The following is a 23,170-nucleotide window of genomic DNA, read 5'->3' on the forward strand; positions in this document are numbered from 1 at the left end:
CCTATCAGTGCGGCGTTGAGGGGAAATCGCAGCAAAACCATTGCCATCGCTTCATTATCGCGAGTTGCTCGCATTAAGAAAAGTGATCGCAACGCGGATACCTCTCGGGCAGGGGACGGATGCTTCTTTTGCTCGCGCAAAGTCGTCCGCGACACCGCGTTACAGTCCAATACCTCAACGGCTATATTGAGGTTAGGCCAGCCTCGGTTTGTGTTGCCACCGGCGATCCTAATGCCGGGGTGACGAGGTCGCCTATTTCCCCTTCTACCTGTCGTTTGAAACGGAAACTATCGTGCAAAACCTTTCTCCTGCAGGTATCGAACTTGTTCAACGCCTATCCCAACAACACGGTCTCTCGACCGATGCGGTCACGCATATGTTGATCGCTGTGCAGAACGGCAACGGCTCGATGGCTCAATTCAATCACCCGGCGTTTGGCGGAGCGGGCCAGTGGATGCGCGGCGGGATGACGATGGTCAGCGATCTGTTTAATCACCAATTGAAAAATTGCGTGAACAATTTGTGTGCGGAGATCTCCGACGCGCTCAACAATCATCAATTGGTTCCCTTCAGCGGATCGTTCCAGTCGCAATCCCAAGGAGGCAGCGGCGGACAAACTCAAGCCGCCGGCCAAATCGGTTCGGCCAACAGCCTGTTTGTTCCCGACCCATCAAAAAATTGGTGGCCCCAAGAAATGGGATCGCCCAACGCGGTCGGATCGCAGAACAACGTCCGCTACGCCTACTTCGCCAACATCCATCGGCTGGCTGTGAACACCGGCGGCGGGACTTGGGTCTACGACACCTTGAACCATCAGATCGGCGGATTCAGCCAGCAGCAAGGGAGCGGCGGATCGATCACGTTCACCAGCCAGTTTGGAGTCGTCGATCTGTCGACGCTGCCGGTGATCTCGCGCGATGGCGTCCCCGCTGCACCGCAGCAAGCGCCGCCCGCTTCGCCGCCGCCAAGTCATACTGATCATTCGTCTTCCCAACCATCCAATCCCGCTCCGATGCCGGCGTCCCATCCGAGCTCCAATGCGACAGGGAACGACATCATCGAAACCCTCGATCGGTTGGGTGGACTGCTGGAAAAGGGCTATATCAGCGAGCAGGAGTTTTCGGCGAAGAAGGCGGACCTGCTGAGCCGTCTGTAGTGGCGTCGGCGGTGCAATCCACCTAGCTCGATGCGATCCCGACGGGTAAGTTGACGTGAGCCGATCGTTCCGATCTGTCTCGCCAAAACTCAAGGAGCCCGCTGTGCGGATCGCTTTATTTGCATCGAAGCCTTACGACCGCCAATTTTTTGACCAGGCGAATCGCGAAGGCGAACACGAAATCGTCTACATCGAAGCTCGTCTGTCGCAGCAGACGGTCCAATTAGCCGAAGGTTTTCCGGCGGTCTGCGTCTTTGTCAACGATCTCGTCGACGCTCAGGTCCTGCAGCAATTGCATTCCGGTGGAACGTCGATCGTGGCGCTGCGATCGGCCGGATTCAACAACGTCGATCTCAAGACGGCGGATGCGTTGGGAATCAAAGTCGTCCGCGTCCCCGCCTACTCGCCGTACTCCGTGGCCGAACATACGGTTGCGATGATCCTTGGGCTGAACCGCCAGATCCCTCGAGCCTACAACCGCGTTCGCGATTGCAACTTCAGCCTCGAAGGACTGCTCGGCTTCGACTTGCATGGCAAGACCTTTGGCCTGATCGGAACCGGCGAGATCGGTCGTGTCGTCGCCAAGATCATGAGCGGATTCGGCTGCCGAATCGTTGCCTATGATCCGTATCCGAATCAACAGTGGGCCGAAGATGCCGGCGTTCAATACGTTGAAATCGACGCGTTGTTGGAACAATCCGATGTGATCTCGCTGCATTGTCCGCTGACCCCCGACACGCATCACATGATCGATGCGGCGGCGGTGCAGAAGATGAAGCCGGGGGTGATGTTGATCAACACCAGCCGCGGCGCGATCGTCGAAACGCAGGCTGTCATCGACGCTTTAAAGTCTTCGAAGATCGGTTCGCTGGGAATCGATGTCTACGAGGAGGAGGACAAGCTGTTCTTCGAAAACCTGTCGGGGCAGGTTGTCCAAGACGATGTTTTCGCGCGGCTGCTAACGTTCCCAAACGTTTTGATCACGGGACACCAAGCCTTTTTCACGAAAGAGGCGTTGCAGCAAATCGCGGCGACGACGCTACAAAACATGAACGATATCCTGCAGCAAGGGAGTTGCAAGAATCAACTGCACGCCAGTTGAACGCTGCGGTCGAGCAGCTATTGTGCAAACGGATTCGCTTGGATTCGCGGAGGGTGAGTCCGCCGCGTCGGGTTAGCTGACCGAGCGGAACGGCCGATGAAGACATCACCTGGGTCGAAGAAGACGTCGTGGACTTGCGACAGCGGAACACTAGGAACCTGTTGAGGTGCCGCTGCGACCGCGCGAGGTGCTTCGCGCAGCGGACTCTGCTCGAGATTGCCAGCTTGCAGTTCCGCGGGGAACTGGCGTTCCGCAGGTTCAACGTCGCGATCGGCTTTTAGAGAAACAGCCCGCGGCAGGCTGGCAGCTTCGTCTGCGGAGCGTTCCACATCGGCGTTTCGATCCGTTGGCTGGCGCAGCATCATCATCGCTACCGCAGCTGAAAAGAGCAGGATCGCAAGGGGTGGAAATGCGCGGATCATAGGGCCATTCGCGGGCAGGAAATGGGCGTGCGGCAGAAATACGAGACCAACGGGACCGGTGCCAGCGGGCCGCAGATGCAGCAATGGATGTCGTCTGCAATGGAAACCTTAGATCACCGCAGCGGGTTGTCCAATTTTTCCTGTCCGATCGACTTTGATCGCCAGACAGCCGCGAGCCAGCTGGGCTGAGAATTTCGGAAAGACCGGTTTTGATCGTTAGCGCGATCGACTTCTTGCCTCAACCCCGCGTAGATTCAAAATTCGCGGATGCCCACACCCGTTGCGATAAGCTAAGGTCTTGTTATTGCGGATCGGTCGTCGAGGGAACGGGCAGCGGTCGATCGACGCTTCCCTGCGGTCGGATACAATCGATCGGGGCCTTCCGTTTTTCCGACTCATACGCGCCCCGGCGTGCTGGAATGCAATGATCGAAGTCAGCGAGCTCACCAAGGCATACGACGACCTGCAAAAGGGAAAGTTTATTGCTGTCGATTCGGTCTCGTTTTCGGTTGGGCCCGGTGAGATCTTCGGTCTGTTGGGGCCCAACGGTGCCGGCAAGACAACCGTACTGCGGATCCTGAGCACCGTTCTGCAAGCCACGTCCGGAATCGCTCGCGTCCAGGGTTATGACGTCTCGGCCGATCCAGCCGCTGTGCGTCGGCGGATCGGTTTTGTCAGCAACAATACAGCCGTCTACGACCGGATGACAGCGTGGGAGATGGTCGAATACTTCGGCCAATTGCACGGCATGCCGCGCGATGCGCTGGACGCTCGACTGGTCGAACTGTTTGCTCAACTGCGAATGGACGACTTTCGCCACGTCCCCGGAGCCAAGCTTTCGACGGGCATGAAGCAGAAGGTTTCGATCGCCCGGGCATTGGTTCACGACCCGCCGGTTTTGATCTTTGATGAAGCGACGCTGGGGCTGGACGTCCTGGTGGCAAGAAACCTGTTGCAGGTGATCCGTTCACTGAAAGATGCCGGCAAGTGTCTGATCTTTTCGACGCACATCATGCGCGAGGTCGAACGGTTATGCGACCGGATCGCTGTGATGCATCGCGGCCGGATCTTGGATACTGGCACCTTAGCCGAACTTCGCGAGCGCCACAGCCAACACGATTTTGAAGAACTCTTCTTCGATCTGCTGAGCCAACACGAAGCGGAGCACGACGACCCCGAATACGATTTGAAAGCGACATAACGGTGCAGCAAGACTCGCAAACACCTCGATTCTCCACCATCCGCCTGATCTATCTGCGCGAGATGCGAGATCAGCTGCGCGATCGCCGGACGATCTTCACCATCGCCATCCTGCCGATGCTGGTCTATCCCTTGGTCGGGATGTTGATGCTGCAGATGGCACAGTTCACGCAGCAGCAACCGATTTCGATCTGCATCGTCGGCGAAGAGAACTTGCCCGGCGAACCGAGCCTGGTGATCGATGATGGCATCAATCCGGCGCTGCTGCAAAAACCGGAAACTGTCCGGATCGAATCGCGAACCCCAGTCGACGTCGCTCCCGATCAGATCGATGAAACATGCCAGTCTTGGATTCGCGACGGACTGTTCGATGCAGTCGTCTTGGTTCCCGCCAGCTTCGACAAGAATGCCAACTCAGCATCCGAGTCCACATCGAATGCGACGAATGATTCCGCAGCAAACAACGATGAATCCTCGGTTGCCGACGCCTCGGCCGACGACGATTCTGAAACCGTTCCGCAGATCGAACTGCTGTACAGCGTCGCTTCGGATCAATCGCGAGTCGCGGGCGATCGGATGCAGATGGTGTTGGATCGCTGGCGCAGCCTGTGGGTGAAAGAGCGATTGATCCGCGAGGGGATCGACGCCAGTGCGCTGCGTCCCTTCGAGATCGAATCGCGCGACATCGCTCCGGAATCGACACGGCGAGCGGCCTTTTGGTCCAAACTGCTGCCGTTTGTGATGCTTGTCTGGGCGATGACCGGCGCGTTTTATCCGGCGATCGATTTGGTCGCCGGCGAAAAGGAACGGGGAACGTTGGAGACGCTATTGTGCAGCCCAGCGCTGCGCGGCGAGATCGTGTGGGGCAAATTGGCCGCGGTCACGACGTTCAGCATCATGACGTCGCTGTTGAATGTGGTCAGCATGCAACTGACAGCGACTTTCGCCTTTCATCAACTGGGACTTTCTCAAGGGAACGCCGCGATGGGATCGCCGCCGATCGGCGCGATGTTGTGGCTGCTGCTAGCACTCTTCCCATTGTCGGCCCTCTTCAGTTCGCTCGCCCTCGCTGTCGCCGCGATGGCCCGCAGCAGCAAAGAGGGACAATACTATTTGATGCCGCTGATGATGGTCACGCTGCCGTTGGTCCTTGTGCCGCTGTTGCCTGGGACGACGCTCAGCCTTGGGACCAGCCTGATCCCAGTGACCGGGATGTTCCTGTTGGTGCGAGCCTTGGTCGAAGGGCAATACAGCGAAGCCCTGCTTCATCTGCCGGTCGTGGCGTTGGTCACCTTTGGTTGTTTGTCGTTGGCCGTCCGTTGGGCGCAGCGACAATTCGAAAACGAAGACGTCCTGTTCCGCGATGGCGAACAATGGGACTTGGGAATGTGGATGCGGCATCTGTGGCGCGATCGCCAACCTGTCGCAAGCGTCGGCCAAGCCTTGATGTGCGGAGTGATCGTCCTGATGGGACTCTTTTTCGGCCGGCTGATGGCTTCTCAGCCGCACAGTTGGAACGATCTCGCGATCGCTATCCTGCTGCCGCAGATCGGTATGATTCTGGCTCCCGCTCTACTGATGTCGATCGTGTTGACGACCAGCATCCGGACCAGCCTGCGGATCCGATTCCCACAGCGTGGCGCGATGGCGGCGGCATTGCTGCTGGGCTTCACGCTACATCCAACCTACAGCCAATTAGGCTACTGGATCGGCGAGATCTATCCGATGTCCGACGCCGCCAAAGAGGCGCTCATGCCGATCATGGAAATGTTAAACGCGCAACCGCTGTGGGCGGTGATCTTCATGATGGCGTTTGTTCCCGCGATTTGCGAAGAGTTTACTTTCCGCGGGTTTATCTTCGGCGGACTCGCTCGAGATCGTGGCGGCTTGCGAGCGATCCTGGTGACCGCGCTGATGTTTGGATTCTCCCACGCGATCTTCCAACAAAGTCTAGCCGCGACCGTGATGGGATGCGTGCTGGGATGGATCGCACTGCGAACCGGCAGCGTTTTGCCAGGGATCGTGCTGCACGTCACCAACAACGCGCTGTCGTTGTCGGTCGCCAGAACCAGCGAACATCCCGAGCTGTTCGATTCGTGGCTCGGATTTTTCTTGCGTCAGAGTGCCGATGGGACTCCATCGTACCAACCGATCTGGATCGTGATCTCGGCCAGTCTCGCCGTCGCCTGTTTGATCTACTACTCGCTGTTCAACGATCAACACGCCGACGATGAAGAGATCCAAAAGAGCGAACGGGAATGGATCAAGTCGCAAGAACTGCAGGCGTCGCAAAACGCGACCTAAGCGATCGCCCGAACGAGAGTTTCAGGCGTTCGAATTCAACGCTTCGAGCGATTCAACGCGGCGACGTCGCGCCGCGGTTGAAAGAGCTTGCCAGCCGAGATCGCTGGAGTTGGATTATTCGTAATCCCACTTCATGATCCACGGGTCGCCCGTCTTCTGTTGGAACTGCTTCAGTTCGGCTTGCATCTTTGCCAACCGGTCTGCGTATTTCGGATCGTCGGCCAAGTTGGTCGTCTCATGCGGATCGGCCTTCAAGTCGAACAGTTCAAACTCGGGACGTTGGATATAACGCCCGACGGTTCGCTTGCCGTACATCGCCTGCATTCCTTGTTCGTATTGCGCCTGCCAAGTCGGTGCGGCCCAAAGGTCCGAAGCAAACGGATAGGGGAGCGGATGGGCGATGTTCCAGATCAGCTTGTATTGCCGCTGGCGAACGGTTCGCATCGGATAATACATCTGGATCTCGTGGAACGTGTGCGATCCATAGACGACGTCCCAACCGGTCGGATCCTGTTCGCCAAGGATCGGCAGGAAGCTGCGGCCGTGGAATTCTTTCTTCGGAGCTTTGACGCCCGCCATGTCGAGGATCGTTGGCGTCATGTCGACCAGGCTAACCATCGCTGGATTGACGGTCCCACGCTCGGGCATCCGCGGATCGCGGACCAGCATCGGGATCGCCAAGCCGGGTTCATATTGAGTCGTCTTGCCACCGGGGAACGCGATCCCATGATCGCTGGTGAAGATCACGATCGTGTTGTCCCAGGCGCCAGCTTGCTTCAAGACTTCGGCCAACCGGCCAACGCCTTGATCGATCCGAGAGACGCTCTGGTAGTACTGGGCCAGTTCGGCGCGACAGACCGGAGTGTCGGGCAAGTAGGGTGGCACGATCACATCGTCGGGAGAATACAACACTTCGTCGACGCCAGCATAACCTTCGGGCTTGTTTCCGAAGGCGTTGGGAGTCAGAGGCAGATCGGGGCGCGAACCGCCGCGATGGGGATCGGAGGTGCAAAAGTAGAGGAAGAACGGCTTGTCGTCCTGTTTCACAAACGACTGCACCCGGTCGGCCATCTGGACCGCATTGCGGCTGTTTCCCGTCAACACTTCTTCGAAGTGATAGACCGATTCGGGAGCGACATGGTATTTCCCGATCCGCCCCGTTCGATAGCCGGCAGCGTTCAAGCGGACCGGCAGACTTTTCGTCTTCGCAAACGAGGTGAAGTGATGGTAGGCGTGTTCGTGACCGTAGTGTCCGTTCTTGTGGTTGTGAAGGCCGGTCAGGATCACCGAACGCGACGCGCTGCAACTGGCGGTGGTGCAGAAGGCGTTGGTGAAGCGGACGCCATCGCTAGCCAAAGCATCGAGGTTCGGTGTTTTGATCGCGTCGTTGCCGTAACACCCCATGTCGGGGCTGAGGTCGTCGGTCACAAACAGGATGATGTTTGGCCGCGATTCGGCGGCGACGCTCACCGTTGAAAAACTGAAGGCTGACACGAGGGCCAGTGCGAGGAATCCGATACGCTGCTTCATGATAAACTCTTCTTGTTGCTAACAACCAATAGATGCGACTGATCGCCGATCCGTTATTGTGGGCGCCGACTGCCATCCAAGCAAAGCGGACGCTGACGCGTGGCGGCTGATGCCTGAAATGGAAACATGCGTTCGCCCTGCGACGGATCGCGAACCGAAGTATTGTAAGCAAAGCAGCACTCGCACGGGAGACTTATCCTCCCGTTTCGGCTCTCTACCGTGCCCCTACCGCCCTTCAAGATCGCTACGCGCATGCAGATGCAGTGCGTCTGGCGCTCCGAAATCGGGGACCTGGCAAATCGGGGGCTCGCGAAATTCGTGAGCTCTGCACGCAGAAGAGTCCGCGCGATCGGCGTGGACGTCGATCGCGACAAGCACGCCGCGATGAAGATTTATCGAGCGATCGGTTTGTTGGAGCAGACGGGCCAACTGATGCTGGCCCTACCGCTCGGCAAACCGTTGCTTCAAGTCGATCACAACAATTCGCCGCGAGCGACGAATTGAGAGTCTTCGGCGTGGATCAATCGCCGGTCGCTACGCCGGGGACCGCCCCGGAAAGGTAACGCCAGTTCTTGATGTAGGCGATCAGATCGCGCATCTGTTCGGGACTGATCTGTTGTTCAAATCCCTCTGGCATCAGCGAGACGCTTGTCGTGCGCGCCTGATCGATATCCTCGCGGTCGATCGTTGTCATTTTCCCTTCGGCCTGTTTCAACGTGATCGCGTTGGCGGTCTCTTCGACCAGCAGGCCGTCTTGCACTTGACCATCGATCGTGACGACGGTGTAGCGGAAGTAGTTCGCATCGATCGCGGCACCCGGATTCAAAATCGAAACCAGCAACTGTTCAGGCGTCTTGGTGCGGCTGTCCGAAATATCGGGTCCGACCGCGTGCCCCTTGCCTTGCATCACGTGACAGGCAGCGCACTGTTGGGTGAAGATCAGCTTGCCCGCATTCGAATTGCCTTCGCCAGCCATCGCTTTGCGGTAGCGATCGATCACAGCTTGCCGGTCGGCCGAAAGCGAAGCGAGCAGCTTGCGAGCTCGGCCCGCCAATTCCTTGTTGCTGTGATTTCGCAAGCGATTGGTCTGCGAGAGATCCATCGCCGCGGGAGCCAAGCTGCCGGCTTCCAACGAATCGAGCATCGCGGCGGTCCAGTCGGCACGACGCAACAGCGCCGAAACACACGTGCGCAACAGCGCCGGTGGCAAGCGACCGGGATCGCTGAGGATACGGGTGGCAAAGTCCGGGTCTCCCGAAGCTGCCAGGCCGTCGATCGCACTGCTGCGAACCGCGGTCGGTGCGTCGGATTCAAACAACGCGACAAGCATCTTGGTCGTTTCGTCAGAGCGATCCAAACGGACGATGCTCAACGCATCGGTCCGAGCGGCCGCGGTCGCCGCGTCATCCTCGGCGATCGATTTGGCATACGCTTGAATGCGAACAAATCCAGGATGCAGTTGCCCGTCGCTGGCGATACTCTTGCTCCAATTCCTGCGAGCGCGAACGACGCCTTCGTGCAAGCCTCGCACGATCTGCATTCCCAATCGGTCGGCGCCGGCTTGATCCAACACCTTGGCGATTTCGTCGGGCGAGCCGTAAAAGCCGACCCGTCGCGAGAGTTCCATCGCCAGCCGATCGATCGATTGGTCTCCCAGCGATTCCCGCTGCTTCAACAGATCCAACAGCAACGCCGTCTGGACGCATTGCCCATCGACCGCGGGGACCATCAGATACGCACGCAGCAAATCGTCCGAACAGGCTGCTTTCAAGAGCGCCGCCGGAACCGGTGCGGGCTTCGCCGTCGTCATTACCAACCGCCGCCATGCGACCGCTTGTAGAACCGGATCGTCGGTCGCAATCGCACTCTGCAGTGCCGCGGACAGTTTGGGATTCTCAGCGGACAACAGCTCGACAGCTTGGCGACGAACGCGGACGTCTTGATCCTTTTGGACCACATCGACCAACAAATCTTGAAGCCCCGCAACGGCGGCAGCATCGGCATCGGCCTGCTTGCTAATGGCATCGAGCAACCACAACGCGCGGACTCGGGCCGCGGGAGTTTTAGCAGCGGTGGCGGCGGATTGCAGATCGGCAACGAAGGCCGACGAATCGCTGGTCAGTTGCTCTAAGATCAATCGTTGAGCGGTACGGCGGTGCCAACGATTCGGATGATCCAACGCGTTGACCAAGGTCGCCGCATCGGCGTTACTCCAGTCTACCGAGGCTACGTTTTGGCCGTTGGCCGCTTTGGAGGTGACTCGCCAGATCCGACCGCGATCGGTTCCCCAACGTTGGTCGGGACGGTTCTTCAATTCCTCGGGAACGAACTGCGGATGCTCGATCACAGCGCGATACATGTCGACGACATACAGAGCCCCGTCGGGACCCGAGTTCAGATTCACGGGACGGAACCAAGCGTCGTGGCTGGCCAGGAATTCAACCTCTTCGCGGCCGCGTTTCGCGGCAAAGGTCAACCCATCGGGACGCATCACCTGACGCTGAACCAAGTATCCGGTCGGTTCGCAGGTGAACGCATTGTTCAGCATATCGCCCGGCAGCCCCGTGCCGCCAAAGACGTGCACACCGCAGGCGGCCGTGAATTGGCCAGCGTGCAGATTTGAAGTCGTCCAGGCTTGAGCCAACGAATAAACGCGGGAGGCTTCACCGGCGATAACCGCATCGTGAACCGCGTCGCGGGGAGTCAGCCACGGGTCGCTGGCGATGATCTCGCCAGTAAGCGCGACGTGGATGCAGGGGTTGCGGTTGGTGCACAAAAAGATGTTGCCGAAGTCGTCTTCGGAGAAACCAAACTGGCCGTTGCCTGGCATCCCCGTGAACGTGCCCCCCAACGCATCGAAGGCGAAGTCTTTGCCTTGCAGCGGCAACGGATCGGGTTGTCCGGCGGCGGGGCCCCAACGCTTGTCGGTGCTCTGGACGGTTCCACCGCGGAGTCCATTGGACACGTGTATCTGATTGTTAACCATCAATGACGGATGGTTGGCTCGCAGTTGCGTGTTCTCCTGCATAAACCCTTCGAACCAAGTCTCTTGCAAATCGCAGACGTCATCGCCATCGGTGTCGGCCATAAACATCACCTTGCCAGCCAGGGTGACGATCACGCCGCCGCGCCACGGTTGAATACCGGTCGGGAAAACCAGTTCCTTGGCGAACGTAGTCGCATGCTCATAGAAGCCATCGCCGTCGCGATCGCGGAGAACTTGGATCCGCGACTGAGGCGGTTGGCCCTCATCTGGCCCCAGTGGATAGTCTCGCATTTCGACGACCCACAACCGACCTTGTTCGTCGAATGCGGTCGCAACCGGATCGATCACCTGCGGTTCGCTGGCGACCAATTGGATTTGGACATCGGGGTGAATTTCGAACTGGGCGGCCGAGTCTTCAGGCGACAGCGGTTTGTTACCGCGGACAGCTTCCTGTTGAGCGAAACAGGGCTGAGATAGCAATAGCGCAACAGCGAACGGAACGGTTCTGAACAGGTGGGACATAGGTGGGCTTGGCGGATTCGAGGAGGAAAGCGAATGCTACAATCGCTCCCATTCTAGCAGCTCAAAAACCCAAAGCGAACTAAGGCTTGTCGTCGGGGACCCTAATTTCCGTAATCGTCTTCCCATCGCGATCGATGTAGCGGAACTGTTTTGTCGACATCGAAACGATCCGGTCCTTGGTGACCGACGCTTCCTTGACCAGCTTGGGATCGGAACTCTTGGTGATCGTCGTGATCAGCACACCCTTCTCGATCTTCCACTTCGCTTGCAGGACCAGATTGACCTCTTTGTCGCCAACCTTAGTGATCGATCGCGACGCGGCCAAACCACCTTTTGCGTAGACGGTCCATCCGATCGATTTCCGCTTAGTTTTCGGATCCTCGAATTGCACCTGCCATTTGCCGATCAACAGCTCCGACAACTCTTGGTCGGTTGCCTTCTTCGATTTTTGAGCCGCGACCATCGACGGGCTTGCCAAAACAAGTAACGCAACGATCAAAGGAGCAACGATGGTTTTCATGGAGATCCACTTCGGGCCAGTAGGAGGGGAACGGGCGTGCGCGAGCACCCCGCTCGCCGCCTCGTTGATTCTTACAACGAGTATAGCCCGCGGAAATCGGCGGGCCAGCCGAAGCGGCGAATCGATCGTCATTCAGGCGGGACAAAATGCCGCACCGAAAACTACTTTGCCGCGGCAAGCAATTCGGTTGCGGCGACGCGAATTTCTTCGACTCGGCTTGGATCGATCTCGTCCAACAGCGGAATCTGCGGTCCGGTTGCAGCGATCCCAGCCGAAGCGACAGCTTGATGCAGGACTCGGATCGGATTGATCCCGTTCCGCAAATCCTCCAACGGAAGAAACGTCTTGCGGATCGATTCAGCTTTCTCGACGTCGTCGGCGTAAAGAGCTTGAAGCATCTGCTGCGACAATCCGGGAGCGACGCAAACGCAGCCCGAGGTGAAACCGGTAATCCCGAACTGCTTCAGATGGACGATCGCTGGTTGCTCGCCGATTCCGCTGACGATCAGCTTGCGATCGACGCAATCGACCAATTGGTCCAAGAATGGATCGACCGCGGGATCGTCGCGAACGATCGCGTATTTGATGAACGAAACCAAACCGTCGTCGACCAACTTCGCCGCCCCTTCGGGCGTGATGTAGCCTTCGCGTTTGATATACAAAACCGCGGGGCGACCGATCGCTTCGACAAAGTGGCGGAAGCCGCGCAGCAATCCCGATTCGGTCATCACCGCATCGGCGGGCAGAACCATCACGGTCGGGAACTTGGTATCGCGCAACAGGTCGGCTTGATCCATCATCAATCCGTACGCGGGTCCAACCGACGGGACGACCAACGTTTTGTCGCCAGCGATCTCCGAGAGCATCTCCAACATCTGAGCGTATTCGCTGACGCGGACGTGGTACAGATTTGCGTTGCCGCCGTACAGCAGCGAACTGACTCCGCCGGCTTCGATGTGTCGAACCAGCTTCTCGTTTTCGGTCTTACAGATGCGGTAGTCGGCGTCGCGGCACAGCGGGGGAACGGCGATGATCGAATCGCGAAGGTTTTCGTAAGTTACGGGAGTCGTTTGCATGGCTGTCGGTTCCGTCGTCGTTGGAATGAGTAGGAGGTTGGGGAAACTATGAACGCGAGATCGCTTTGACGCAACGCCCCTGCGGATTTGGAACTCAATCCGCTGCTTCGTTCCCGCGGCCGTTGTAGGTGCGACCGCCCGAGGCTGCAAATTCCTCAAACACCTCGCAAGCCCGATCGGCCAGCACCTCTTCGATCACCTCGATCCCACGCCGCTGCAATTCGTGCTGCCAATTGGGATGGATCGGCCCCTCGTCAAAGCCGGTGATCGCTTCGATCTTCAGGCCCGATGCCCCGATCGCCAGCGAACGAATTCCCGACCAGGGGATCGCGCCAAAACACATCGCGCACGGCCGACCGTTGACGACCAATTGATGTTCCGGTTGATCGCTGGCCCCTAAGTCGTAAGTCTGCAGCGTTTGCTGAGCCAACGTGAGGGCGACCATCTCGGCGTGCGCGATCGAAGCGTTGCAGGGAACCACGCGATTGACGCCGAGTGCGACCAGCCGGCCGCTCGACTTTTCGAAGACTCCCGCCGCAAACGGACCACCGGTCTCGTTGCGGAAGTTGGTCTGTGAATACCGAATCACCAACGCCATCCGCGCTTCGAGCGTTTCAAAATGCGTCGGTTCTTCAGCGATCTGTCGCGATACCCACGAGGGGAGCGAAATGTTCAACATCGTTGTTTCCAAACTCTCCACCCACGGCCGATTCTTTCCGAACCGGCGGACTTCGTCGCGACAATCGTCGCCCTTTTATGGACTGGCCACGGCGGTGCGGTTATCCGCTGCGGGAGCCAACAGTTTCTTCAAGTCGAACCGCACGTAGGGTCGCTCTGCCGCTGGACGCTTGTGATCGGCGTTGGCGACATAAAAGACGCCGTCGGCGGGAATGAACAGGACGTTGTGCAGATTCGACGCCATCGCAACCGGTCGGCTCATCAACCACATCGACTTCTCGGCATCAAACTTGCCGTGGTTCTCTTGCACACGCGACCGCAGCGTATCCAAGCGACCTCCCGCCGACAACAGCAGCGAATCGGCGATCCCTTCGCCCAACAGAGGATGCCCTTCGCCGGGGCGGATGAATTCGATCGAATCGGGAGTCGCAGCCACGCCAACCGCTTCGTTGGTTTTCCCGTCGGCGAAGACGTAATAGTACTCGCAGGTTCGCGGGCTATCGGTCCACAGCTTTTCCACTTGGGCGAGCGTCGAACACTCTTCCAACGCCCGACGCATCAAGGTAGCCATAGGAGCGCCGTCCCATTGCCCTTCGCCCTTGCCGCCCATCTCACCCAGCGAGATCGATTGATCGTTCATCCCACTGACGCTACCGGTGAAGGCTGCGTAGCCAACGTTTGCGAACGGGATCTTGCCATCGACCGAAACGACAAAGGTCGTCGCACAGTCCTGCAGTCCGATCGTTGTCATGTAGTCCAACACGCGGCCGTGGTAGAGCTTGCCATCGACGGTCGCCGAATCAAAAAGAGCGAAGCCCGAGCAATGGAACAGTTCTGGAAAGACGTTTAAGGCTTCCAAGGTCTTGGGATCTTGGCCCAAACTCTGCGCAAGAGCTCGGGTTTCCGTCAGATGATCCGCTGGGATGTGTGGTTTCAGCCGCACGTAAGCTTTTTCCAGATCGTCGCGGAACCAACGGCCCGTCAGCACGGTTTGCACGGTGCCAAAGGCGTACAGGACCGAATCGATACAGCGCTGCGATTCATCGCGCAGCAGTTGCCCGTGGGCGCGGCCGATCTGTTCGGGCGTGCCCCACAACAAAACCAATCGCTGCCCATCGACGTACCGCAGTTCGCCATGATCGACGGTTTGGGGATGTTCAACAGCGGAGGTTAATTCGCGCGACGGCATCAAGACTTCCATCGCACGGCGGGCGCCGCGAGCCAGATGCAATTCCAACTCGCTGCGATCGATCGACTCCGACCGCATCCCGGGCCAAGCATCGATCGCCGCCATCTCCGCAGGCTCTGCAACGCGGATCGTCGCGTTGCTGTCGCCGCTTGAAACTTGCAGCGTGTTCGGATCGTTTTCCAACGCGGTGATCAGGACATCGCCACCGATCGTCCACCCGCTATCGGTCCGTTTGATTTCGACAAAGTTCGACAGCAGCGCGAGCGTCGACTTGGCGTCACCGCTGGCGAGCAGTCCAAGATAGGGAGCGATCTCGCAGCCCGATCCAACCAAACGTGGGACGATCGCTTTGGGAACCAGATGATCTTCGCTGTCGACCGCGCCGCTGCCGATGTAGACCACGCCGTGCTTCGGCAACGCAAGCGATGTCGCTTCTTGGCGGCGGCGGATCGAGACCGCGTATTCGGGATGGTTGGCGATCAAGTCGAACGCTTGATCGTCGTAGCGGGTCAGCTGCAATTGAATCGATTGGTTCTTGCCATCGATCGGCAACTGCCCCTCGACGGTCACCGAAAACTGCGCGTCGCGGCCCGAAAGGATTTCGAACAACGGATCCAAACGCTGGGTCAAGCTGTTGGGATCGGCGGAGGGTTTCGCGGCGGCGACAGGAACCGCAAGAGAGCACAGCAGACCCAGGAAAGCCAGCCGCCAACGAGCCACGTCTAAGATTATCATCACAACTCCGCAAAAATCGATTTAGTAGTTTCTGGTGAACGCCGAAGCCTAGCGGTCGGGATCGCAACCGTCAAGTTTTTTGATTCCGATGCCAGGGCTTTAACAGTTTGTGCTTAGGCAGATTAGCCGCCACGCGCTAGCCGCTTGTCGGTTTAGTCACAACGAGCTTCCTTGCATTAGCCGTTTGGGCGTTAGCCCCGTTTTAGTGCCAGCGGAACCGGGGCTAACGCCCAAACGGCTGATTAAACCGACAAGCCGCTAGCGCGTGGCGGCTGATACCTCAAATTGAAACACTGTTTTGCCCTGATTCCGATAAAGCGGGCGATGGTCTTTCGAGCGACTTCAGGCAGGTCGCATTCGTTCCGATTGGCGAAGCGCCGTCGCTCGCTTCGCCGATCCTTCACCGCAGCGATCAATAGTTCAGCTCCAAACCAAACGTTCCGCCATGAACGTAGACGCCTTCGGTTTCATAGCGTTGGCTGGGGCGGCTGGGCCCCGCAGCGGCAACCGCTGAATTCAACATCGTGCTATTGGCCGCCCGATCGATCTGAGCTCCCGGTCGCACCGCGTCGCTGAGATACAGAAACTGGTAACCGATCGAAGCTCGCAGGTGAGCCGTCAGCTGGTATCCGGCTTCGATTCGCGTTTCGGGAATCACGGCAAAGCGTTGTCGCGAAGTCCCGCCGAGATTGTCTTCGCCGGTCAGCAAGCCGCCTCGCTGGGTTGTCGCCGCGCCGACCAGCGGCGCGATCGTTCGCTGCCCCGCCATTTCGATCCCCTGATGATTCACGCCCAACGCGATCTTGGCATGCGACTGCAAAGACCAACGGCCCAGCATCTGGCGAGCGGCCACTCCCATATCGAATCCGTAAAAATCGTTTTCGGTTTTGAAGAGATCAAAACTGTCGACGGTCGTCCCCGCGTCGAGCGAACCATAGGGGCTGTCGTGCGTTGCTGTCGCTGTCCGATGGTCGCCGATCCGCACCGACTCGGCCAGCCGGAAGTAGCGGAAGCCAGACAACCAATCGACGCGGCGGCCGATCATCGGATCGCTCCATCGCAGCGCCACCGCTCGCATCCCAACGCCACCACTATACAGTTCGCTGTGGGTATCGATCGCCACCTGACCCTCGGTCAGCGTATCAAAAGCAATCAGATCGGCAGCTTCGCCATCGACGCCCGGATTGGCATCGTAGAAGGGACGGGCCAACATCGGATTTCCGGCGGAGCTGAAAACATGAGTCGCATCGGCGTGCCCCAAGAATGCATAGTCCATCTCGATCGCGATCTGATCGGCTCGCATCAGCCAACGCCCGACGCTAAATCGAACTCCCAGCCGAGCGTCCGAATCGCTGCGTCCGCCACCAAACATCGAAGACGTTGTCGGCAGCCCCATCTGCCCCGCATCGGCAGCCGCGGTTCCCAAGGGACTGGTTGTAAGAAGCGTCGGCAGGCTGTCGCCTCGCACCCAGATCGACAGCAGTTCGGCGTCGGCCCAAAAGCGTGGCGAGCAGGGAACGTCGACGATCATCTGCGGCCGCCTCGACGAAACCATCGCGATCGAAGGGAGAGTGTCGGCCTCGAACTGTGGCGATGAAATGAGCGTTGGCGATTGATCCGCATTAGGTTGAACGGCATTGGTGGCCAGATAAGGATTCGCCGCGACCGGTGGATTTGCCGCAACGTGCGGGTTCACCTCAACTTGTGAATTTGTCGCGACGTGCGGATTCTCTGACGGACATGGACTCGACGCCTGGCAGGGGACCGCAGGCAGCAGACCTTGCGGTGCCGGAGCCAACGCGGCCGAAAGATCTCGGCTGCGCGTCGCGGCAAACAACGCTTGCAGCTGCTGTTCGCTGAGAATGTGATTCTCCAAACCCTGCGGATCGAGCTTGGTTAGATGTGGGATCGAGGTGGAATCGAAATGGGCCGGCCGCTGCACACGCGATTGATAGGCGATTGGCTGCCGAACCCGCTGCTGGCTGGCGGCAAGATCAGCGGTCGGAAGATGGTTCACATTTGCCGGCCCCACGGTTTTCGACGTCCCCGCGGCGGAGAGCGTGGCAGCGTCAGAGTCGGACGCTCGCTGAGCCGCCAAGCCGTGTTCGGTCTCCGCAGCAGCAACAACTGGCAGCGGCAGCAACATCGAAACAGTTAATGCCAGCGAGGCGCGGAGCGGGCGACGCAAAAGAGCAGCAAATACCATGATAATCTCCAGTTGGGGAAGTGTGCGTATCGAAGCGCGGTTGGCTGGTGAAGCCATTTTGGGGGCGATCCCCCTGGCCTAATTATCTGCTAGCAATGGAATGCTAGCCCAGGAAATCTAGGCACGATTGTGCTAGCTAAACGTGGTAGAGTGGACCGATTCGCTCGATTGCAGCAGCGGCGGGGCAGCTTCCCGCCTTTGCCCGACTTGCTGAATGAGCCGGTGGCAGCGGTCCGGTGCGGTGGACCAGGGCCTACCAAACGCTTGCAATTTGCAATCTTCAGCTCTAATCTGGACGGCTCTCCCGCCACCTAGAAACAAACGCGCATGACGTTTGCGTCCCCTGCCAGGAATTCCAATCGATGAGAATTTGTCACGTCCGCACCTCGCTATGGCTGATCCTGCTAGCTCTGGCTTGTCCCTGCATCGATGCGGCTGAAAATCTGCCGACCGCCGGCGCGCCCAGCGAGGCAGCCGATGCCGATGCCGAAGAGACGCTAGCGGGGCATTCCTATCACGGCGAGTTTCTCAATGAGGGGCCTCGCCAGCGAGCGCATTTGATGGGCGGCACCGGCGCGGTCAAGTTCCCAGTCACGACGTCCAGCCCCGAAGCACAGGCGTTTGTCGAACAGGGACTCGGCCAGTTTTATGGCTTCTGGTACCTCGAAGCCGAACGCTCGTTTCGCCAAGCCGCCCAGCTGGATCCCGAGTGCGCGATGGCCTACTGGGGCGCTGCTCTTGCGACGCGCAAGGTCGAGCGGCGAGCCAAAGGTTTCATCGCCGAAGCGGTAAAGCGGAAGGATGCCGTCACGAAACGGGAGCGAATGTATATCGAAGCGCTCGACGCCGACCTGAACTTCATGCAGCGACTGAAGGAGAAGGAGGAAGCTAAGAAGGCGAAAGACAAAAAAGCCGACGACAAGAAGTCTGGCGACAAGCAAGACAAAGCCGACGACGAAGCCGACAAGGACACAAAAGCTGAAGCCGACAAGGACGAGAAGAAGTCCGACACCAAGGCGGAGAAAACCGAGGCCGAGAAGAAGGCCGAAAAGGAATTAGAGGCGGAGCGGAAAGAGAAGCGAGCGAAGGAATACACCGAAGCCCTGGAAGCGATCGCGTTGGAGTTTCCCGACGACATCGAAGCCAAGGCGCTTCTGTCGCTGCAGCTGTACGACAACAAAGGGGAGCTGCCCAACCCCAGCATCCTCGCGGTCGACGGCTTGATGGACAAAGTCTTTGCCGCGGAGCCGATGCACTCGGCGCATCACTTTCGAATTCACTTGTGGGATTACAAGAAGCCGGAGGTGGCGTTGGAATCGGCCGCATTGTGCGGCCCCGCGGCCCCAGCGATCGCGCACATGTGGCATATGCCCGGGCATATCTATTCGCGACTGAAGCGTTACCGCGACGCGGCGTGGCAACAGGAGGCGTCGGCTCGCGTCGATCATGCGCAAATGATCCGCGACGGTCTGCTGCCCGACCAGATCCACAACTTTGCTCACAATAACGAATGGTTGATCCGGAACCTGAATCACATCGGTCGCGCCGACGACGCTGTCGACCTGGCGATCAACATGATCCAACTGCCGCGTCACCCCAAATACAACACGCTCGAAAAGAAGGGGAGCACGCACTACGGACGCCTCCGTTTGGTCGAAACGCTGACGCAATACGAGCGTTGGCAGCAAGCGATCGAACTCTGCCAGAGTCCGCTGCTGGAACCGACCGACGATGAAAAGCAACAGCTTGTCCGCTTGCGGTTGTTGGGCGTCGCCAGCTTTATGGCCGATCAGTCCGCCGGCGGCGAACAGGTCTTGGCCGACCTGAACGACCAACTGAAGAAGAAGCGAGCCGAACAAAAGGAAGCCGGCAAAAAGGCTGCCGACGAGGCGACCGAAAATGCGATCGACGCCGCGGCGGTGAAAGCGGCAGGAGAAAAAGCCCGCCGCGATGCGGAAGCCGAACTGGCGAAGCAGGCTTCGGAAAAACCGAGCGAACCCGCGGCCGCAGAACCCGATTCGGCGGAAGCTGCCGAAACTGAAACCGCTGTCGCGACAGAGGCGACCGACGACGAAGAGTCGGTAGCGAAGCAAGCGGCGGATCCGAAAGCTGCGGAATCGAAAGAAGATCCGGCGGCATCGATCGATCAACGCGTAGCCGCAGCCGAAGCGAAGGCTCGCCAACAACAGATCGACAAACATCAAAAGACGATCGACAAAGCGCGTACGGCGGCGCGGAAACCGTTCGACACACCGATCAACAACCTCGTCAAAGCGATCGCCGAAATCGAAGGCTTTCGCGAACTGGCCGCCGAAAACTACGACGCGGCTTTGCCGTTGCTGAAGAAAGCTGGCAGCGATGTCAGTCCCTACCACTTGGCGATCTGCAACTTGCGTAGCGGCGATCCGAAGACAGCGATTGCGGCGCTGAAAAAGGAAGCTGGCAAAAGCAAGCAAGAGGTGCTGCCCTTGGCTTGGTTGACGGAAATCTATGCCGCAGCGGGGGACTGGAAATTGGCGGAGGAGACGTTTGAGAAGCTGCGAGAGATTTCGTCGGATCTCGATCTCGAAGCGGTTCCGTTCGCGCGGCTGCAACCGATCGCGGAACAGCTGGATCTGCCAGCCGATTGGCGCGTCGCGGCCCAGCCGAGCGACGATCTCGGCGAGCGGCCCGATCTCGACTCCCTCGGTCCGTTCCGCTGGCACCCTTCGCCAGCGGTGACTTGGAATCTAACCGATTCGCAGGGGGAACCGCGGTCTTTGGAAGACTATCGCGGGCGGCCCGTCGTCGTCATCTTCTACCTCGGTTACGCATGCCTGCATTGTGCCGAGCAATTGCAAGCGTTTTCCCCGATGGCCGAAGAGTTTGCCAAAGCGGGGATCGAGATCGTTGCGATCAGCAGCGATCCGGAATCAGATCTGCAGAAATCGATCAAACTGTACGACGACAAACCGCTCCCCTTCACGCTGATCTCGGATCCCGATTTGCAGACGTTCAAGGCCTATCGCGCGTTCGACGACTTCGAAAACCAGCCGCTGCACGGCACGTTTTTGATCGATAGCGAGGGGCTGATCCGCTGGCAAGACATTGGATTTGAGCCGTTTATGAAGCCGCAGTTTGTGCTCGACGAAGCGGCGCGGCTGCTGAAGCCCCAATGAAATCGGGGCTCTCCCGCGGGCAGGGCCAAAGCTCTTCGCGGCGGCAAGACCGCCGCGGCAGCTGCCGGAATCGGGGAAAAGTCTAGGCAAAGCGTAAAACGGAGCGAATCTTTGGCTCCCGATGGGCTCCGTCTGTAAAGACCATAGCCGGAAACGCGATTCTCGGGTAGGCTTTTGGGTTGTTGCTAAACACGATCTATCGAACCGAATCTGAACCAAACGCCCATCTATGCAACTGCCGATCATTTCCGCACCGAACAACGCAGAACCGCAGGCCGCCCCCTTGGCAGACGGTGACGCGCGTGGCAGTTATGCGGTCATCAGTCTTGGCTGTCCCAAAAACACCGTCGACACCGAACAGATGCTCGGCCAGCTGCACGAGTTCGGATACCGCTTGGTCGACAATCCCGACGGAGCCGATTTTGTTGTCGTCAATACATGCGGCTTCATCGATTCGGCTCGTCAGGAATCGATGGGCGCGATCGATGAGATGTTGGACCTCAAACAGCAGGGCAAACTGCGTGGCGTGATCGTCACCGGATGCTTAGCCGAACGGCAACGCGACCAATTGATGGCCGCTCGTCCCGAGATCGACGGGATGTTGGGAGTCTTTGGCCGCGACGACATCGTCGACGTCGCCAACCGATTTGTCGATGGAATCGCCGAACAGCGAACCGTCTTCCGCCCCGCACCGATCCAAGCCCTGCCCGACAACCGGCGGCTTGGCATCACCCCACAGCACTTCGCCTATCTGAAGATCTCCGAGGGCTGCGACCGATTGTGCACGTTCTGCGCGATCCCGAAGATGCGCGGCAAACATGCCAGCAAGCCGATCGAACAGGTCGTCGCTGAGGCGCGGCGGATGGCGGAAAGCGGCGTCCGCGAATTAAACGTCGTCGCCCAAGACACCACGTATTACGGGCTGGACCTCTACGGCAAAACCCGCCTGAACGAACTGCTGCAACAGCTCGATGCGATCGATGGCCTCGATTGGATCCGACTGATGTATTTCTATCCGATGTACATCGACGACCAATTGTTGGATACGATTGCGTCGGCCAAGCGAATCGTCCCCTACATCGACATGCCGCTGCAGCACGCCAGCGATTCGATGTTGCGTCGGATGTCGCGCCGCGTGAACCGCGCCGACACCGAAGTGCTACTGAAAAAGATGCGGTCGCGGATCGATAATCTCGTCATGCGAACGACCTTCATCACCGGTTTCCCTGGCGAAACCGAGCAGGACGTCGATCAATTGTATGAGTTCATCGAAACGCATCAGTTCGAACGGCTAGGGATCTTCACCTATTCGTTGGAACCGGACACACCGGCGGCCAAACTGCCCAACCCGGTGCCAGCCGACGTTGCCGAAGCTCGCCGCGCCCGGCTGATGCAGTTGCAGCAGGAGATGGCGTTTGATTGGAATCAGCAACGTGTTGGAACGCAGGCCGATGTCCTGATCGACCGACCGCTGCCCGATCAGCCTGGCGTCTGGATCGGCCGAACCGCCGCTGACGCTCCCGATATCGACGGATTGGTCTTTGTCTCGGAACAGGATTCACCGTTGGATCAGGGCCTGATGGTGCGATCGGAGATCGTGGCGTCGCAAGGTTACGACCTCGTCGCAGTGCCAACCGAAGCCCCACGGTAATCGATAGCGAATGGATCATGTCCGAAACGAAGCGAAATGTGGAAACTGGAGCTGGACCGATGACTACCGCCACGACGACAACGACCACGCCGCCATCGATCTATAACGTTCCGAATCTACTGACGACGATCCGGTTCTTCTTAGCGATCGGCGTCGTCGTGCTGCTGGCTTACCAAGAGTATTGGTCGGCGCTCGTAGCGTTTTCGGTCGCTGCGGGGACCGACTGGATGGACGGCTACTGGGCTCGTAAATACGGCCAAGTCACCAAACTGGGAAGAATCTTCGACCCCTTCGTCGACAAGATCATCATCTGCGGAACCTTTATCGCGTTGGTGGCGATCGATGATTCAAACGTCGCCCCATGGATGGCGATCGTGATCGTCGCCCGAGAACTTTTGGTCACCTCGCTGCGGGGAATGATCGAAGGAAGCGGCGGCGACTTTTCGGCTCGCTGGTCGGGCAAATGGAAGATGGTTTTGCAGTGTGCCGCGATTATCTTGGTCCTGATCGGACTGGGAATGCGCGACGCGCCAGCTTGGATTCTGCATGCCACCACGCTAACGCTATGGTCAGCCGTTGCGTTAACTCTCTACTCCGGATGGGAGTACATACTGGCCGCCACAAGAATGTTACGCGATGGCGCCAAATCTTAGCACTCCTTCTCTTTCCTAATTGTGCTTAGTTAGGTATGACTGTGAGATTCTCACTCGCAGTGTGCCTGATTAGGGAAGGGGA

Annotated in this window: 15 protein-coding genes; 7 read left to right on the top strand and 8 right to left on the bottom strand. The window is 58.6% G+C overall.

What is annotated here, in order from left to right:
- The first annotated feature begins 292 nt into the window (after positions 1-292).
- On the top strand, positions 293-1,156 hold the full coding sequence (locus CA51_RS14545) for an SHOCT domain-containing protein (RefSeq protein WP_145121776.1): 864 nt from the start codon (positions 293-295) through the stop codon (positions 1,154-1,156).
- Positions 1,157-1,259: 103 nt separating this feature from the next.
- Positions 1,260-2,258: a 2-hydroxyacid dehydrogenase gene (locus tag CA51_RS14550; RefSeq protein ID WP_145121778.1), complete on the top strand. Its 999-nt coding sequence runs from the start codon at positions 1,260-1,262 to the stop codon at positions 2,256-2,258.
- Positions 2,259-2,275: 17 nt separating this feature from the next.
- On the opposite strand, the gene CA51_RS14555 is transcribed toward CA51_RS14550, so the two are convergent.
- Positions 2,276-2,680: a hypothetical protein gene (locus CA51_RS14555; RefSeq protein WP_145121779.1), complete on the bottom strand. Its 405-nt coding sequence runs from the start codon at positions 2,678-2,680 to the stop codon at positions 2,276-2,278.
- 424 nt (positions 2,681-3,104) lie between these two features.
- On the opposite strand from CA51_RS14555, the gene CA51_RS14560 reads away from it, so the two are divergent.
- Together CA51_RS14560 and CA51_RS14565 are read left to right on the top strand one after the other, a co-directional pair.
- The gene (locus tag CA51_RS14560; RefSeq protein ID WP_145121781.1) at positions 3,105-3,881 is read left to right on the top strand and encodes an ATP-binding cassette domain-containing protein; all 777 of its coding nucleotides are present in this window, start codon (positions 3,105-3,107) and stop codon (positions 3,879-3,881) included.
- Positions 3,882-3,883: 2 nt separating this feature from the next.
- Positions 3,884-6,184 (top strand): ABC transporter permease subunit/CPBP intramembrane protease, encoded by a 2,301-nt coding sequence (locus CA51_RS14565; protein ID WP_231745704.1) that lies wholly within the window; start codon positions 3,884-3,886, stop codon positions 6,182-6,184.
- Between the two features lie 114 nt (positions 6,185-6,298).
- Here the strand turns inward: CA51_RS14565 and CA51_RS14570 are convergent, their stop codons facing one another.
- The 7 genes from CA51_RS14570 to CA51_RS14600 all read right to left on the bottom strand — a co-directional run bounded on the left by CA51_RS14570 (position 6,299) and on the right by CA51_RS14600 (position 17,626).
- Positions 6,299-7,714 carry a sulfatase family protein gene (locus CA51_RS14570; protein ID WP_145121782.1) on the bottom strand — a complete coding sequence of 472 codons (1,416 nt, stop codon included), beginning with the start codon at positions 7,712-7,714 and terminating at the stop codon, positions 6,299-6,301.
- A gap of 520 nt (positions 7,715-8,234) precedes the next feature.
- Positions 8,235-11,222 (bottom strand): PVC-type heme-binding CxxCH protein, encoded by a 2,988-nt coding sequence (locus CA51_RS14575; protein ID WP_145121784.1) that lies wholly within the window; start codon positions 11,220-11,222, stop codon positions 8,235-8,237.
- A gap of 79 nt (positions 11,223-11,301) precedes the next feature.
- On the bottom strand, positions 11,302-11,742 hold the full coding sequence (locus CA51_RS14580) for a hypothetical protein (RefSeq protein WP_145121786.1): 441 nt from the start codon (positions 11,740-11,742) through the stop codon (positions 11,302-11,304).
- 161 nt (positions 11,743-11,903) lie between these two features.
- Complete coding sequence (locus CA51_RS14585; RefSeq protein WP_145121788.1) at positions 11,904-12,818, bottom strand: dihydrodipicolinate synthase family protein; 915 nt, start codon at positions 12,816-12,818, stop codon at positions 11,904-11,906.
- A 94-nt stretch (positions 12,819-12,912) separates the two neighbouring features.
- Positions 12,913-13,497 carry a nucleoside deaminase gene (locus CA51_RS14590; RefSeq protein WP_197451191.1) on the bottom strand — a complete coding sequence of 195 codons (585 nt, stop codon included), beginning with the start codon at positions 13,495-13,497 and terminating at the stop codon, positions 12,913-12,915.
- A 75-nt stretch (positions 13,498-13,572) separates the two neighbouring features.
- Complete coding sequence (locus CA51_RS14595; RefSeq protein ID WP_145121789.1) at positions 13,573-15,420, bottom strand: C45 family autoproteolytic acyltransferase/hydrolase; 1,848 nt, start codon at positions 15,418-15,420, stop codon at positions 13,573-13,575.
- Positions 15,421-15,832: 412 nt separating this feature from the next.
- Positions 15,833-17,626 (bottom strand): BBP7 family outer membrane beta-barrel protein, encoded by a 1,794-nt coding sequence (locus CA51_RS14600; protein ID WP_197451192.1) that lies wholly within the window; start codon positions 17,624-17,626, stop codon positions 15,833-15,835.
- A 362-nt stretch (positions 17,627-17,988) separates the two neighbouring features.
- Here CA51_RS14600 and CA51_RS14605 point away from each other — a divergent pair, with 362 nt between their 5' ends.
- The 3 genes from CA51_RS14605 (at position 17,989) to pgsA (ending at position 23,088) form a co-directional block, all read left to right on the top strand.
- Complete coding sequence (locus CA51_RS14605) at positions 17,989-20,784, top strand: peroxiredoxin family protein (RefSeq protein WP_145121793.1); 2,796 nt, start codon at positions 17,989-17,991, stop codon at positions 20,782-20,784.
- A 229-nt stretch (positions 20,785-21,013) separates the two neighbouring features.
- A complete protein-coding gene (rimO, locus tag CA51_RS14610) occupies positions 21,014-22,435 on the top strand; it encodes a 30S ribosomal protein S12 methylthiotransferase RimO (protein ID WP_145121795.1) in 1,422 nt (473 codons plus the stop codon).
- 59 nt (positions 22,436-22,494) lie between these two features.
- Complete coding sequence (gene pgsA / locus CA51_RS14615; RefSeq protein ID WP_145121797.1) at positions 22,495-23,088, top strand: CDP-diacylglycerol--glycerol-3-phosphate 3-phosphatidyltransferase; 594 nt, start codon at positions 22,495-22,497, stop codon at positions 23,086-23,088.
- Positions 23,089-23,170: the final 82 nt, after the last annotated feature.

This window comes from Rosistilla oblonga (assembly GCF_007751715.1).
In the GTDB taxonomy this organism is placed as follows: domain Bacteria; phylum Planctomycetota; class Planctomycetia; order Pirellulales; family Pirellulaceae; genus Rosistilla; species Rosistilla oblonga.

What these genes read in the sequence shown, in the direction of transcription:
- CA51_RS14555 (WP_145121779.1), bottom strand. Translation starts at nt 2,680, where the DNA reads ATGATCCGCGCATTTCCACCCCTTGCGATCCTGCTCTTTTCAGCTGCG.
- CA51_RS14560 (WP_145121781.1), top strand. Translation starts at nt 3,105, where the DNA reads ATGATCGAAGTCAGCGAGCTCACCAAGGCATACGACGACCTGCAAAAG.
- CA51_RS14570 (WP_145121782.1), bottom strand. Translation starts at nt 7,714, where the DNA reads ATGAAGCAGCGTATCGGATTCCTCGCACTGGCCCTCGTGTCAGCCTTC.
- CA51_RS14575 (WP_145121784.1), bottom strand. Translation starts at nt 11,222, where the DNA reads ATGTCCCACCTGTTCAGAACCGTTCCGTTCGCTGTTGCGCTATTGCTA.
- CA51_RS14580 (WP_145121786.1), bottom strand. Translation starts at nt 11,742, where the DNA reads ATGAAAACCATCGTTGCTCCTTTGATCGTTGCGTTACTTGTTTTGGCA.
- CA51_RS14585 (WP_145121788.1), bottom strand. Translation starts at nt 12,818, where the DNA reads ATGCAAACGACTCCCGTAACTTACGAAAACCTTCGCGATTCGATCATC.
- CA51_RS14590 (WP_197451191.1), bottom strand. Translation starts at nt 13,497, where the DNA reads ATGTTGAACATTTCGCTCCCCTCGTGGGTATCGCGACAGATCGCTGAA.
- CA51_RS14595 (WP_145121789.1), bottom strand. Translation starts at nt 15,420, where the DNA reads ATGATAATCTTAGACGTGGCTCGTTGGCGGCTGGCTTTCCTGGGTCTG.
- CA51_RS14600 (WP_197451192.1), bottom strand. Translation starts at nt 17,626, where the DNA reads ATGGTATTTGCTGCTCTTTTGCGTCGCCCGCTCCGCGCCTCGCTGGCA.
- CA51_RS14605 (WP_145121793.1), top strand. Translation starts at nt 17,989, where the DNA reads ATGAGAATTTGTCACGTCCGCACCTCGCTATGGCTGATCCTGCTAGCT.
- rimO (WP_145121795.1), top strand. Translation starts at nt 21,014, where the DNA reads ATGCAACTGCCGATCATTTCCGCACCGAACAACGCAGAACCGCAGGCC.
- pgsA (WP_145121797.1), top strand. Translation starts at nt 22,495, where the DNA reads ATGACTACCGCCACGACGACAACGACCACGCCGCCATCGATCTATAAC.